Below are 14,043 nucleotides of genomic sequence, written 5' to 3'. Positions count from 1 at the left end.
GTTGCTTCCGGCGCGAGCCCTGGCTCGGGTCTGATCTGAGGGAGGGCTGACGATGCGGTGGATCGGCACGATGGCGGCGCTGGCGGCCGGCGCGAGCGGCACGGTGCTGGCGCAGACCCCCGCGCCCGTGCCTGGCGCGCCCGGCATCCAGATGGCGGTGCTGCCGGTGCCCGCGGGCGCCAGCGTGGAGGAGGTCCTGCCCAAGGCGATCGAGGCGCTCGGCGCCGAGCAGGGCGGGGTCGCACAGCATGCCCAACCGACGCAGGTCGTCGTATCGGGCACGCCGCTGAGGCTGGAAACCGCCTCTTTCAAGAAGGCGCCGGGGATCGCCTTCTTCTTTCTCTCCACCGCCGGCGCGCGCGGCATCTGCATGGCCGGCGTGCCGCTGGCGCGGGTGCGCGAGGTTGCGCGGGCGGTCGGGGCGGCCTGTGTCGCGGCGCTCGCCTCGGACGGGACGGGCAAGGCGGGCGGCAGCCCGGGAAAGGGGGCGACGCCGGCCCCTGCCACCCCGCCAGGCCCGATGCCGGCAGGCGCACCCGCGGCGCACGCGGGCAATTGGGCGAAGGTTCAGGGCGTCTACTTCCGCAGCCAGCAGAGCGTCGGCGTCGGCGGCATGCTGACGATGACCTATATCCCCGTGATCCTGTTCAAGGACGGCAGCTTTTACGAAATCGGCGACCCTGCGCTCGAGGACATCGATCTCGCCGCCGTCCGTGCCGCGCGCCCGGCCGACTGGGGCCGGTGGCGACAGGAGGGCGCGCAGTTCGTGCTGACCGACCACAAGGGCCGGCCCGACAGCTTCAAGCTGCAGGATGGCGAATTCTTCAAGGCCTTTCCCGCGGACGGCACGGCTTCGCTGTCGGGCGAATACCGCTCGATCAGCGGCGGCGGGAACAGCGCCATGGGCGGCGAGGTGATGATCGCTTCCGAGAGCCGATACCATTTTCAGCCCGGCGGCACCTACACCACCGGCCGCTCGACGGGCGCGATGAACAGTGGCGCGATGAGCGGCGCCGGCAGCACCGTCGCATCGCGGCGCAACGGGGCGGGACGTTTCAGCGCGGAACGCTACACCATCACGCTGGAGCGGCCCGATGGGCGCAGCGAACGGCGCTTCTTCGCGTTCGGATCGCAGAAGTCGCCGCCGCTGATCGACAAGGACATGCTGTTCCTGGGCGACACGGTCTATTCGCTGGACGACTGATCCGGGTCAGTCGTTGCCGCCGATGAAGTCGCCCAGGCCGCCCAGGACCGAGCCCTCGCCGCGGTTCTGGCCGCCACGACTGCCCGCCGCCGCCAGCATCCGCCCGGCCAGGCGCGAGAAGGGCAGGGACTGGATCCACACCTTGCCCGGGCCGGTGAGCCGCGCGAAGAACAGGCCCTCGCCCCCGAACAGCACCGAGCGCACGCCGCCCGCCGTGACCAGGTCGAAGTCGATCCCGGGCGTGTAGGCGGCAAGGCAGCCGGTATCGACGTGAAGCTGCTCGCCCGGGCCGAGATCGCGCTCCACCACGGTGCCGCCCATCTGCACGAACACCCAGCCATCGCCCGCCAGCTTCTGCATGACAAAGCCTTCGCCGCCGAACAGGCCGGTCATCACCCGGCGCTGAAAGGCGATGCCGATCGACACGCCGCGCGCGGCGGCAAGGAAGCTGTCCTTCTGGCAGATCAGCGTGCCGCCATGATCGGACAGCTTGATCGGCAGGATCGAGCCGGGCGTCGGCGAGGCGAAGGCAACGCGCGCCTTGCCGCGGCCTTGGTGCGTGAAGACGGTGGTGAACAGGCTCTCGCCGGTCACCAGCCGCTTGCCCGCGCCCAGCAGCTTGCCCATGAACCCGCCATCGCTGCCGCCCGAGCCGTCCCCGAACACCGTCGTCATGTCGATGCTGGCATCCTTCCAGACGAGCGCGCCGGCCTCCGCGACGGCGCTTTCGCCGGGATCGAGCTCGATCTCCAGGAATTGCAGTTCCTGGCCCTTGATCTCGAAGTCGATATCGTCGGCGACCTGCGGGTTGCGCATGTGCTCCCAGGGGGACGTAGGCATGGCTTGGCTCCTCAAACTCGCTTCAGCGTAACTCCAACCGATCGTCTCGGGTAGCCGTCGGGCTTGTCGGGGCGGCGTATCGACAGAGGCCGCCGGCGCGATCTTCCGGTACGTTTCCCTGACGAGCGCGAACTATACTCGGGACGAACGGATTGGGGGAGAACGGCCTAGGGCGTGTACTCATAGCCGGCAACGGTCGGGACGGAGCCGATTTTGGCGCCAGGCCAGGAGCAAGGAGAGAGCGATGCACAAGCATCGTGATCGACGCGCGACGCCGCCTGGCGCCAAAAGCGGCCCGCCGCGCAGCGGTCGCCCGAGAAGGGCCGCCGAACAGCGTCGCTTGCTTGCGCGTAGCTTCAGCTACGCGTCGGCGCTACGCTCCTCGTCGGCGGCCCTTCTCGGGCGATCACGACCATTGCCGGTTATGAGTACACGCCCTAGTATACCACCACGCTGCGGATGCTCTCGCCGGCATGCATCAGGTCGAAGCCGCGGTTGATCTCCTCCAGCGAGAGGACGTGCGTGATCATCGGGTCGATCGCGATCTTGCCGGCCATGTACCAGTCGACGATCTTCGGCACGTCGGTGCGCCCCTTGGCTCCGCCGAAGGCCGTGCCGCGCCAGTTGCGGCCGGTGACGAGCTGGAACGGCCGCGTCGCGATCTCCTTGCCCGCTTCGGCCACGCCGATGATGATGGAGGTGCCCCAGCCGCGATGGCAGGCCTCCAGCGCGGTGCGCATCACTTCGGTGTTGCCGGTGCAGTCGAACGTATAGTCCGCCCCCCCGTCCGTGAGGGCAAGGATGCGCGCGATCGTGTCCTCGCGCGAGAGGCCGCGCGCGTCGATGAAGTCGGTCATGCCGAACTGGCGGCCCCAGCTCTCGCGATCCGGGTTGATGTCCACGCCGATGATCCGGCTCGCACCGGCCATGCGCGCGCCCTGCAACACGTTGAGGCCGATTCCGCCCAGGCCGAACACGACGACATTGTCGCCCACCTGCACCTTGGCCGTGTTCACCACCGCGCCGACGCCGGTCGTCACGCCGCAGCCGATATAGCAGCTGGTCTGGAACGGCGCGTCCTCGCGGATCTTGGCGACGGCGATCTCCGGCAGCACCGTGAAGTTCGAGAAGGTCGAGCAGCCCATGTAATGGAAGATCGGCTGCCCCTTGTAGGAGAAGCGGGTGGTGCCGTCCGGCATCAGCCCTTTCCCTTGCGTCGCGCGGATCGCGGTGCACAGGTTGGTCTTGCCGGACAGACACGATTTACACTGGCGGCATTCAGGCGTGTAGAGCGGGATCACGTGGTCCCCCGGCGCGACGGAGGTGACGCCGGCGCCCACCTCCCGCACGATGCCGGCCCCTTCGTGGCCGAGCACGGAGGGGAACAGCCCTTCCGAGTCCAACCCGTCCAGCGTGTAGGCATCGGTGTGGCAGATGCCGGTGGCCATGATCTCCACCAGCACTTCGCCGGCCTTCGGCCCCTCAAGGTCCAGCTCGACGATCTCCAGCGGCTGCTTGGCTTCGAATGCGACGGCGGCCCTAGTCTTCATTGCGGGTCTTCATGGCGCGATCTCCTTTGTCGCCGCCTCTGCCAGCGCGATTGATCCATGCCAAGATGCCGGAGGGTGACAGGGAGGCGGCACGCGCCTAGGACCGACCCGTGCCGTCGCTTCGTACCTTTGCGCTGAAGCAGCCATGGATGGTCGCTTTGCTGCTGCTCGCGGCGCTGGCGATGCGCGTGGTCGTGCCCGCCGGCTTCATGCCGGTGTTCGATGGCGGACGGGTGACGCTGGCGTTGTGCGATGGCTTCGGGCCGGTCGCCCCTGCGGCACCGGCGGCGGCGATGCCCGACATGGCGCATGGCCATGGCCCGGTCCACGAGCATCCGACAGACGGGGCGACGAGCCCCTGCGCCTTCGCCGACCTCGCCTTGCCGGCGCTGGGCGCGGCCGATCCGATCGTGTTGCTGGCGGCCTTGGCCTTTGTTGCCGTGCTGGCGCTGCTGCAAGCGCCGCTGCCGCTCCCGGCGCTCGCCCGGCGCTTGCGTCCTCCTCTGCGCGGTCCCCCGGCCGCCGTCTGACCGAAGGCCTGCTCCTGTCGGGGGCGGGCATGTTTTCGATCAGAACGAACGCCGCCCGGCCATGTCGCGGGCGGCGCATCAGGGGATCTCCATGAAGACCAAGATTGCGGGCGCATTGCTCGCGTCCACCATTGCCGCGCCGTGCCTGGCGCAATCGAGCGATGCGCGGACCGGAAGCACGGTTGTCGTCACCGCACAACGCGATCCGCTGAGCCTCGATGAGGACAGCGAGGCCGCCAGCCGATTGGCGCTGACCAATCGCGAAACCCCGGCCAGCGTTGAAGTGCTGACGCAGGAGGAGCTTCAGCTTCGCGGCCTGCGCACCGCGCGCGAGACCTTCGACAATGTGGTCGGCGCGATTTCCGGCAACGTGCCCGGCAACCCGGCCGTGGTCACGTTGCGAGGTTTCGCCGGCGGCGCGGTGTCCATCCTGCAGGATGGCGTGCGCGTTTCCACCTCCACCGTGGTCCAGCGCGACACCAACAACTGGCATTACGACCGGATCGAGGTGCTGAAGGGGCCGGCCTCCGTGCTGTACGGCGAAGGGGCGCTGGCCGGGGTCATCAACAAGGTGACCCGCAAGCCGGTGCTGGGGGAGACGCGGTTCGACGCGGTGCTGTCGGCCGGCAGCTTCGACACCGTGTTCGCCGCGGGCGGGGTGAACCTGCCGGTGTCGTCCACCGTCGCGGTGCGTGCCGACGCCAGCTATCAGCGATCCGACAGCCTGTACGACGTCGACAACAACGACACCTTCTCGGCCGGGCTCACCGGCAGCCTGCTGTTCCGGCCGAGCGAGGCGCTGTCGCTGCTGGTGGCGGTGGACCATTTCGAGGACCGTTACGATGCGGCCTATCAGGGCCTGCCGCTGATCCCCGGTCGCTATGCCCGCAATGCCAGCGATGCGGTGACGACGACGACCGGGCTGGTCGCCGACAAGGCGCTGCGCCGTCGCAACTATGCGCCGCAGGGTGCCTTCTCGGGCGCGAACGAAACCACCGTGCGCTCGCGGCTGGACTGGCGGTTCGCGCAAGGGTGGAACCTGGCGGTGGACCTCACCGGCTACACCGCCGACCGCGCCTTCGTGCTGGCGGATTCGCAGAGCTTCGTTGCGCCGAGCGCTGCCTTTCCCGACGGCAGCTTCCGCCAGACCTTTCAGGACTTCCGCCACGATCACAAGTTCTGGAATGCTCGCGTGGTGATCGGCAACGACAGTCGGGTCGCCGGCCTTCGCAATCGCTTCAGCCTCGGCGCGGAATATAACAGCACCGATTTCGTCAGCCTTCGCCAGCAGGCACCCAACACCGTCCTGCCCGCCGTAGACGCCTTCAACCCGGCCCCGATCGCCCGGCCGACCGGCACCGCCATCTTCACCAGTGGCAACGTGACGTTCGATTCCAGGCTCAAGCAGGCGGCCCTGTTCGCGGAGGACGCGGTGAACCTCACCCCGCGCTGGCTGCTCGTCGGCGGCATCCGCTGGGACCATATCGACCTCGACCGCGCGACCATCACCAACACGACCGGCGCGGTTGATCGCAACAACCCGAGCTTCGACCCGGTCTCCTGGCGGGCCGGGACCACCTGGGACGTAGTCGGCGGGCTGACGCTCTACGCGCAATATACGACGGCGGTGTCGCCGGTTTCCTCGATCCTGCTCGCCTCCATCGCCAACTCGCGCTTCAGGCTGACCAGCGGGCGGTCCTATGAAGCAGGGTTGAAGGCGAGCGGGTGGGGAGGGCGCGCCAGCCTGACAGGCGCGGTCTACCGCATCGAGCAGAAGGACATCCTGACGCGCGACCCGAACGACCCCGCGCTGACGGTGCAGGGCGGGCGCCAGTCGAGCCAGGGCGCCGAGCTTTCCGCGGTGCTGGTGCCCGCCAGGCCCCTGCGGCTGTCGGGCGGCGTCTCCTACTCCGACGCGCAATATGACGAGTTGTCGGAGCTGATAGGGACCGTACGCACCGACCGCCAGGGCAACCGGCCGATCAACGTGCCGGATTGGACGGTGAACGGATCGGCGCTCTACACGATCGGCGACGCGGTGACCGTGGGCGCTTTCGTGCGACACGCCGGCGCCTTCTATACGGACACGGCGAACACGATCCGCGTTGCCGGCCACACCGTTCTGGACGCCAGCGTCGCGCTCCGCGTTGCGCCTCAAGCGACGCTGACCGTTCGCGGACGCAACCTGACGAACGCCTTTTATGGCGAATATTCCGGTTACCCGACCACCAACGTCTATATCGGCGCGCCGCGATCCTTCGAGGTCGCGCTGGCGACGCATTTCTGATGGGGAGCGCCATGTCCGCCAACACCCGCACCGCCGCCGTCTATCGCACGATCTGGCGCTGGCATTTCTGGGCGGGGCTGATCGTCGCACCGTTCCTGCTGATCCTCAGCGCCACCGGCACGATCTATCTGTTCAATGAGGAGATCAACGACGCGCTGTCTCCCTCGCTCCGCTTCGTGCCGGCGCGCGCCGCCAGCGTGCCGGTGTCGCGGATGGTGCGGGCGGCCCTGGCGGCGCACCCCGGCGCGGTCTCGCGGATCGACCTGCCGACCGCGCCGGACCGCCCGGCGGTGGTGTTCGTGGAGCCTCACCACGGCCCCAAGCTTCGCGTGCCCGTCGATCCCGGCACCGGGCGCGTGCTGGGCGCGTTCGTCTATGAGCGCACGCTGGTGGGCTTCGCGGACGAGATGCACGGATCGCTCACCATCGGCACGCTGGGGGACCGCATCGTGGAGCTTGCGGCGTGCTGGGCACTGGTGCTGATCGGCACCGGCCTGTTCCTCTGGTGGCCGCGCGGCCGCTGGCGCGCGGCAGGCGTGCTGTGGCCGCGCTTGCGGGGAGGCGGGCGCCGCTTCTGGCGCGAACTGCACGGCCCGGTGGGGCTGTGGACGGCCGGCCTGATCGCCTTTCTGGTGGTTACCGGCCTGCCCTGGGCGGGGATCGAAGGCGACGTGCTGCAACGGGTGAGCTCGGCGGCCGGCATCGGCTATCCGGATTCCTTTCGCACGCACAACATGCCCGGCAGCACGCCGATGAAGGCGGCGACCGGGGAGGCGCCGTGGACGCTGGAAGGCGCGCCCATGCCGCAATCCGCCATGCCGGGCCATCTGGGCATGCACTCGGGCCATGCCGGGCACGAGGCGCCTGCCGCGACCGACGACGCGGCGGCGATCGCCGGCGTCGACCGCGCCGTGGCGACGCTGGCGCGGGCCGGCATGACCGGCGGCTATCGCTTCCACCTGCCGGAGGGGCCGACCGGCGTGTACACTGCCTATACCTATCCGGACCAGCCGGAGGGGCAGCGCACGATCTATGTCGATCGCTACAGCTTCCGCCAGATCGGGCCGGAGGTGGACTTTGCCGATTATGGCTGGATGGGCCGGGCGACCGAGCTGGGCGTGGCGATCCACATGGGCAATTATTTCGGCTTCGCGAACCAGTTGCTGATGCTGCTGCCGTGCCTGGGCATCTGGGCGCTGACGATCAGCGGCGTGGCCATGTGGTGGAAGCGGCGGCCCGCCGGCCGGATCGGCGCGCCGCCGCGTCTCAGCGCCGGGCGCATGTCCGGGGCCGTGGCGGTGTTGATCGTCGCGGGCGTGGTGCTGCCGCTGTTCGGCGCCTCGCTGCTGATCCTCTCGGCGCTGGACCTGGCGGTGACCCGGGCGCGCCCGCAGGCCGGGAACCTGGCCTCGGCAGAAGAGCACCCGCCTACGCGGGGCTAGGTGATCTCCAGCCCGCGGCTCAGCGTTGCGAGCGAAGCTTGCGATCGGCTCGGACGGCGTGCGTGGTCGTGCCGCTCCCGTGACGAATTTGTCCCATGCACCATCAAACCAAGCATAGAACAGCTAGCGCCGGCCGCTCATTTCCCCGCCGGCCTCCGGGTCGAACCGCAGGTTGGTGAACACTGCCGCGAGCGAGATCAGCGTCACCGCGACGAACGCTGCGGAAAAGTCCGCGAACGCCGGATTGGCGCGGCCGCCCGCGAGCATCGACAGGTGCAGCGCCGCCGCCCCCGTGCAGATGCCCAGGGACAGCATCAACTGCTGAAAGGTGGAGTAGAAGCTGGTGGCCGCGCTCATCCGCTCCTTGTCGATCTCGTCATAGGCGATGGTGTTGTAGGCGGTGAACTGAAACGACATCAGGAACCCGGAGACGACCAGCACCGCGAAGATCCAGGACAGGTGCCAGCCCGGCCGGAACAGCCCGCAGATCGCATAGGAGGCCGTCGCCAGCACACCCATCACCACCAGGCTGGAGCGGAAGCCGAAGCGCTTCAGGATGCGCCGGGCCAGCCCCTTCATCCCGAACGAGCCGATCGCCGTGGCGACGGTGACCATGCCGCTCTGCGCCGCGCTCAGGCCGAAGCCAATCTGCATCATCAGCGGCAACAGAAAGGGTTGCGCGCCCTGCGTGATCCGCGTCAGCGAGCCGCCAATCACGGACAGGCGAAAGGTCGGCACGCGCATCAGCGAGATGTCGAGGATCGGGTGCTCGCTGCGTCGGGCATGGACAAGGTACAGCACGCCCGCCGCCAGTCCGGTTCCGACAAGGCCCAGCGCCAACATCGCTTCACCGGAGCGGCTCGCCATTTCGAACCCGAACAGCAGGCATCCCAGCGACATGCCCGACAGGAGGAAGCCGGTGCCATCGAACGGGTGTGCGCCTGCCTCGCGTATGTCGGCGATGAAGCGCCCCGTCAGGACGAAGCCGGCCACGCCGATCGGCAGGTTCAGCCAGAAGATCCAGCGCCAGTCGAGATAGGTGACGATGAACCCGCCGACGGGCGGCCCCAGGATAGGCCCGATCAGCGCGGGCATGATCAGCCATGACATGGCCGAAACCATGTCTCGCTTGGCGACGGAGCGGAGCAGCACTAGTCGCCCCACCGGCATCATCATCGCGCCACCGATGCCCTGAAGCAGGCGCGCCGCCACCATTGCGGGCAGGGTAGGCGCGAGGCCGCATGCAAGCGAGCCGAGGACGAACAATCCGATGGCGCTACGGAACACCCGCTTGGCGCCGAACCGATCGGCCATGGTGCCCGATGCGGGAATGAACACCGCCAGTGCCAGCAGATAGGACGTGAGCGCCACGCTCATCTCCGGCGCGCGCACGCCAAAGTCGCGCGCCATGGTGGGCAGCGCCGTGGCGAGCACCGTGGCGTCCAGATGCTCCATGAACATCGCGCAGGCGATGATCAGCGCCACCGTGCGGTAATTGCGGCTGTGTTCCGCGGCAGGTCCATGGTCGGCGCTCTGCACCAGCTGGTCGCCCGCCGGAACGATGCCGTCACGCACCTCCGCATTGACCGTGGCGATGCCCCGGCGGCGCGGGCGGAGGCCCGGCAGGTGCAGGTGGATGCGCATTCCTAGGCCTGCCAGCCGCCGCCCAGCGCCAGGAAGAGCTGCACCTGATCCGCTGCCAGACGGCTGTCCGCCGCTGCCAGCGTCTGTTCGGTGCCGATCAGCGTGCGCTGTGCGTCGAGAACCGACAGAAAGCCGGTCCGACCGGCCCTGAACAACCGTTCGGCGTCGCTCGCCGCACGTGCCGCCTGATCGCGTGCCGCACCCAGCGCCGCTCGCCGGTCGAGATCGCGCGCATAGATGGTCAGGGCGGACTCGGTTTCCCGCAGCGCCCCGAGCACGGCGCCATCGAACCGGGCATAGGCGGCATCCGCCTCGGCCTGTGCGCTGGCGATCCGGGCGCGGACCCGCGCGCGATTGGAGAACTGCCAGCTGATCAGCGGCCCGAGCGAAAACTTGTAGGTGTCGCTGTCCAGCGCATTGCGGAGCAACCCCACCGATCCCGCAGACGCACCCAGCGTGATGCGCGGGTACAGGTCGGCCTCGGCGACCCCGATCCGGGCGGTCGCCGCGTGCAGCTCCAGCTCCGCGCGGCGCACATCCGGGCGACGCCGCAGCAGGGCGGCGCCATCGCCGATGGGGATGGCACGGTCGAGATGCGGCTCCTGCGCGCAGGCGGCAACGGTGCGGTCGAACTCGGCCGGCGGGTGGCCGGTGAGCGTCGCCAGGCGGAAGAGCGCCACCTGCCGGGCGCCCAGCAGCGTCGGCAAGGTGGCACGGACCTGTTCCTCCTGCGCGCGGGAGCGGATGGCATCGAGCGAAATGCCGCGTCCGGCGCGGATCAGCCGCTGCGTCATGCCGGTCATTCGTGACTGCAAGGCAAGCGCGCGCCGGGCAACACCGACCTCCCGCCCGGCGGCGCAGGCATCGAGATAGGCGCGGGTGGTGTCGGCAACCACCGTCACCTTGGTCGCGTCATAGGCGGCTTGTGTGGCCGCCACATCGGCATTGGCCGCCTCCACCGCGCGCTTGATCTGCCCGGCCAGGTCGACCTGGTACGAGATGCCGGCGCGCGCGGAATAGACAAAGGCGGGGGGCAGGGCAGCGCCGGGCAGCATCTCTTCCTCCGCCGAGCGCTGGGCGTAGCCGGGCGCCGCCTCGATCTGCGTCTGCGGCCTTCGCGCATCTTCCGCGAGATCCAGCGCGGCGCTGGCGCGGGCGATGTTGGCGCTGGCGACGCGCAGGTCGGTGTTGTGCGCGACCGCGTCCTTGATCAGCCGGTCGAGCACCGGATCGCTGTACAGCTTCCACCAACGGTCGGGCAGCGGGGCAGGCGTGAAGGGCGCGGCATTGCCGCCGACAAAGGCACCGGTTGCGCTCGGCCGCTCGGCAATCGCCGCGGCCGGCCGCTGGTAGCTCGGCCCCACGGTGGTGCAGCCGGCAAGCAAGGCGAGGAGCAGGGCGGGAGAGACACGCCGCAGCATCATGCCCTGACACCCTTCGCCGGGACCGGTGCCGCGAGCGGCAGGACCTCCACCGTCGCCGTGCGCCCGACCACCAGTGCAGTGCCGGCGGGCAGCCGGTCGATGGCGATGCGCACGGGGATGCGCTGTGCCAGGCGGACCCAGCTGAACGTCGGGTTCACGTTGGCGAGCAGGTTGGCGCCGGAGCCGCGATCGCGATCCTCGATGCCGCCGGCGACGCTCTGGACATGCCCTGCGATCGAACCGCTCTCGCCCATCAGGCGCACCTGCACGGGATCGCCGACATGGATGCGCGACAGCTTCGTTTCCTCGAAATAGCCGATGATGTGGAGCGAGGCCTTGTCGATGATGGCGAACTCGGCATGGCCCGCGCTGGCATAATCGCCCGGGCGCAGGTCCAGGTTGGTCACCGTTCCCGCGACGCTGGCACGGACCAGCGTCCGCGCGAGATTGAGGCGGGCGGTTTCCAGCGCGGTGCGCGCCTGCTCCAGCGCGGCGCCGAGCTGGGCGATCTTGGCCAGGCTCTGCTCCTGCACTTCTCCCGCGACGAGGTCGCCCAGCGCCTGGTTGCGGCGCGCTTCCCTCCGGGCCTGGGCAAGTTGCACCTGCTGAGAGGCCATGGCCGCCTGCGCCTGCGCGACGGCCAGGCGGTAGCGCGGGCGGTCGACCTCGAACAACGGCGTGCCGGCGGCGACCTGCTGATTGTCGTGCACCAGGACCGCTGTGACCAGTCCGGAAACGTCCGGCGCCACCTGGACCACGTCGGCGCGTACCCGCCCGTCGCGGGTCCAGGGATCCTCCTCGTAATGCGCCCAAAGGCGTTGCGCGGCGAACCCGGCAAGCACCACCACCGCCAGCGTTACGGCGACGCGCAGAAAAGCAAGCTTCTTCATCTGTTCCAGCCAAGCAGGGCGGCCGGATCGCCGCCGTTGAGGAGCACGGCAAAGCCGGCCCAAAGGAGAATGGTGAGCGCCACGTCGAACAGGCCGCGATGCCAGACGAAACGGTACAGGCGCAGGCGCCCCAGCGCCCAGGCGATGGCCTCCGCCGCGACAAAGGCCAGAACGGCCGCGATCAGCAGCGGGTGGACGTACACCCCGGCAAGATCGGTGTCGCCCATCATGCGGCCTCCCTTTGCGGTTCCCAGCCAGCCGCCTCCGGGAAGAAGTTCCGCCGCAGCCCGGCCAAGGCGGCGAGCCGCTCCCCGCGGGTTTGGGAGGCAGGCAGGCCGACCGCCGAGGCGATCGCCGCATCGATCCGCGCGAGCAGCGCCGGCGATTGCTCCGGCCCCGTGCCTCGGGAGCGGAAGTGCGCCGCTATGTCGGTACGCAGCGCCTCCATGGCTGCGTCGTCGCCGGTTGTGCCCGGCGCCAGCTGCGTCAGGTTCACCCCGACCCGCAGGTCCCGCAGCGCCGCCATGCCGACATCGCGGTCCGCCTCGCCGACATCGCCCACCCGCGCGGCGAGCAGCCCCACCCGGTCGAGCATCCGACTTTGCCAGGCGACGATCCCGCCGCCGGCCGGGCGAGACGCAAGGTCGGCAAGCTCGCGCCACCCCGCACGACGCAGCCGGCGGACGGCCGTGCCTGCACCCAGGCTGCGGAACACGCGCGTCGCCAGCATCGCCGCCGCCACGCCGACCAGTTGCGCGATGCTGCCGTTGAAGAAGCCTGCGGCGTCCGCGGTGAAGTTGTTGGTCAAGGCCAGCCCGCCCGCCAGGCCGATGATCATCGGCATCATCCTGCCATACCAATGCGGCAACGCCATCAGCATGCCGGCGATCAGCAGCGCCGGTGCCAGCACCAGCGTGAGCGTCTCGAAGCTGTGCACCATCGGCAGGAGGGCAAAGAGATAGACTGCGGTCAGCGGCAGCGACGCCGCCGTCCAGGTCAGGAACCCGCGCTGCGCCGGGACCGGATCGTCCATGGTGGCGAAGAAGCAGCACACCACGGCCGCGATCATCGCCGCCACCGCGCCTTCCGGCCACGCCGTGACGATCCAGAAGGCGCAGCAGCCAAGCGTCGCGATCACCGTCGCCGCGGCGGACAGAAGCGCCAGGGAATAGTCGCGGTGCAAGGGCCGCCGCTGCCGCTCCCGCAGCAACGCGCGGATGCGCTCCGGCGCCGGAGTGCCGGGCGCGCTCGCCTGCGCTGCGACGAGCCGCGCCGTGTCCAGCGCCTCGACCAGCTCGCGCAGGCGCGCCAGCAGGTTGGCGAGCAGCATGCCGGTCCAGTCCGGCGTCGGCTCGGCCGCAGCCAGCGCCTCGCAGCGCGCGACCAGCACTGCCGGTCCTGCCGTATCCGGCTCGCGGACCCAGCGACGTATGTCCTCGATCAGCGAGGCCACCGGCGCGGGAAGGGCATCCGCCTGCACCAGGCTGCGGATCCGGTCCTCAACGGCGGAAACGAGTGGGAGGAGCAGCACGAAGCGGTCCTGCAGCGCGGTGAGCACTGCCCGGGTCGGGCGCTGCGCTGCCGTGTCGAACGGCACGTGCGTGGCCATCACGTGCAGCTCCGTGACATCGCCGGCCAGGCGACGCCGCTTCGCATCGGCATGTTCCGGCGGCTCGGGTGCGAGCGCATCGGCGATCCAGCTTTCGGCTTCGTTCAGCACGGTGTTGATCCGGGTGCCGAGCAGGGCCGTGACGCTGCGCGGCCAGACCGCGGCATGGACGATCGCGGCGCAGGTGACACCGATGCCGATCTCCTGCGCGCGCAACACGGCCACCTCGAAGATCGCCTCGGGATGGGTGACCGCGGGAAAGCCGATCAGCGCGGCGGTGTAGCCGGCGAGCATGAACAGGTAGGAACGCGGGGTACGGTCCAGAAGCGAGATGAACTGGCAACCGGCGACCCAAAGGGCCAGGGCGAGCGAGAGCAGCACCGGCGCGTTCACCAGCAAGGGCACGAGCACCACGGCTGCGCTGGCCCCCACGATGGTACCCACCAGGCGGAACACCGCCTTGGATCGCACGGCGCCGCTCAGCGGCTGGCTGGTGATGTAGACGGTCGCCATGGCCCAGAAGGGGCGTTCCAGCCCGAGCTGAAACGACACAAACAAGGCCAGCATGGCCGCAACGAAACAATTGGCGGAAAAGACCGCCTCCCGCACACCGATCCGCATGG

General features: G+C 69.5%; 11 protein-coding genes. 4 read left to right on the top strand and 7 right to left on the bottom strand.

The annotated features are described in order from the left end of the window. The first annotated feature begins 52 nt into the window (after window positions 1-52). Entirely contained in the window at window positions 53-1,204 is a 1,152-nt protein-coding gene (locus DVW87_RS17930; protein WP_181814672.1) for a hypothetical protein, read from the top strand. A gap of 6 nt (window positions 1,205-1,210) precedes the next feature. Here the strand turns inward: DVW87_RS17930 and DVW87_RS01480 are convergent, their stop codons facing one another. Together DVW87_RS01480 and DVW87_RS01475 are read right to left on the bottom strand one after the other, a co-directional pair. Next, a complete protein-coding gene (locus DVW87_RS01480) occupies window positions 1,211-2,044 on the bottom strand; it encodes a TIGR00266 family protein (RefSeq protein ID WP_220149778.1) in 834 nt (277 codons plus the stop codon). A 437-nt stretch (window positions 2,045-2,481) separates the two neighbouring features. After that, window positions 2,482-3,594: an S-(hydroxymethyl)glutathione dehydrogenase/class III alcohol dehydrogenase gene (locus DVW87_RS01475; protein WP_114686003.1), complete on the bottom strand. Its 1,113-nt coding sequence runs from the start codon at window positions 3,592-3,594 to the stop codon at window positions 2,482-2,484. Between the two features lie 110 nt (window positions 3,595-3,704). On the opposite strand from DVW87_RS01475, the gene DVW87_RS01470 reads away from it, so the two are divergent. From DVW87_RS01470 to DVW87_RS01460, 3 genes are all read left to right on the top strand, one after another. After that, window positions 3,705-4,124 (top strand): hypothetical protein, encoded by a 420-nt coding sequence (locus DVW87_RS01470; RefSeq protein ID WP_147276175.1) that lies wholly within the window; start codon window positions 3,705-3,707, stop codon window positions 4,122-4,124. A gap of 91 nt (window positions 4,125-4,215) precedes the next feature. After that, window positions 4,216-6,411, top strand: a complete 2,196-nt coding sequence (locus tag DVW87_RS01465) for a TonB-dependent receptor (protein WP_114686995.1) — start codon at window positions 4,216-4,218, stop codon at window positions 6,409-6,411. An 11-nt stretch (window positions 6,412-6,422) separates the two neighbouring features. Then, window positions 6,423-7,853 carry a PepSY-associated TM helix domain-containing protein gene (locus tag DVW87_RS01460; RefSeq protein ID WP_114686001.1) on the top strand — a complete coding sequence of 477 codons (1,431 nt, stop codon included), beginning with the start codon at window positions 6,423-6,425 and terminating at the stop codon, window positions 7,851-7,853. Window positions 7,854-7,976: 123 nt separating this feature from the next. On the opposite strand, the gene DVW87_RS01455 is transcribed toward DVW87_RS01460, so the two are convergent. Genes DVW87_RS01455 through DVW87_RS01435 form a run of 5 tightly spaced genes read right to left on the bottom strand, consistent with a single transcriptional unit; the run spans window position 7,977 to window position 14,041 of the window. Then, window positions 7,977-9,497, bottom strand: coding sequence for a DHA2 family efflux MFS transporter permease subunit (locus tag DVW87_RS01455; RefSeq protein ID WP_114686000.1), 1,521 nt, complete (start codon window positions 9,495-9,497; stop codon window positions 7,977-7,979). Between the two features lie 2 nt (window positions 9,498-9,499). Beyond that, window positions 9,500-10,921 (bottom strand): efflux transporter outer membrane subunit, encoded by a 1,422-nt coding sequence (locus DVW87_RS01450; protein WP_114685999.1) that lies wholly within the window; start codon window positions 10,919-10,921, stop codon window positions 9,500-9,502. Beyond that, entirely contained in the window at window positions 10,918-11,811 is an 894-nt protein-coding gene (locus DVW87_RS01445) for an HlyD family secretion protein (protein WP_114685998.1), read from the bottom strand. Before DVW87_RS01445 ends, DVW87_RS01450 begins: the two co-directional genes overlap by 4 nt. After that, complete coding sequence (locus tag DVW87_RS01440; RefSeq protein ID WP_220149777.1) at window positions 11,808-12,041, bottom strand: DUF1656 domain-containing protein; 234 nt, start codon at window positions 12,039-12,041, stop codon at window positions 11,808-11,810. The genes DVW87_RS01445 and DVW87_RS01440 overlap by 4 nt, the downstream gene beginning before the upstream one ends. Continuing rightward, window positions 12,038-14,041: an FUSC family protein gene (locus tag DVW87_RS01435; protein WP_114685996.1), complete on the bottom strand. Its 2,004-nt coding sequence runs from the start codon at window positions 14,039-14,041 to the stop codon at window positions 12,038-12,040. Before DVW87_RS01435 ends, DVW87_RS01440 begins: the two co-directional genes overlap by 4 nt. Between the last annotated feature and the right edge of the window lie 2 nt (window positions 14,042-14,043).

Source organism: Sphingomonas aracearum (assembly GCF_003345355.1).
In the GTDB taxonomy this organism is placed as follows: Bacteria; Pseudomonadota; Alphaproteobacteria; order Sphingomonadales; family Sphingomonadaceae; genus Sphingomonas; species Sphingomonas aracearum.
The sequence above is the reverse complement of the archived record's forward strand: the minus strand, read 5'-3'. Positions and strand labels throughout refer to the sequence as shown.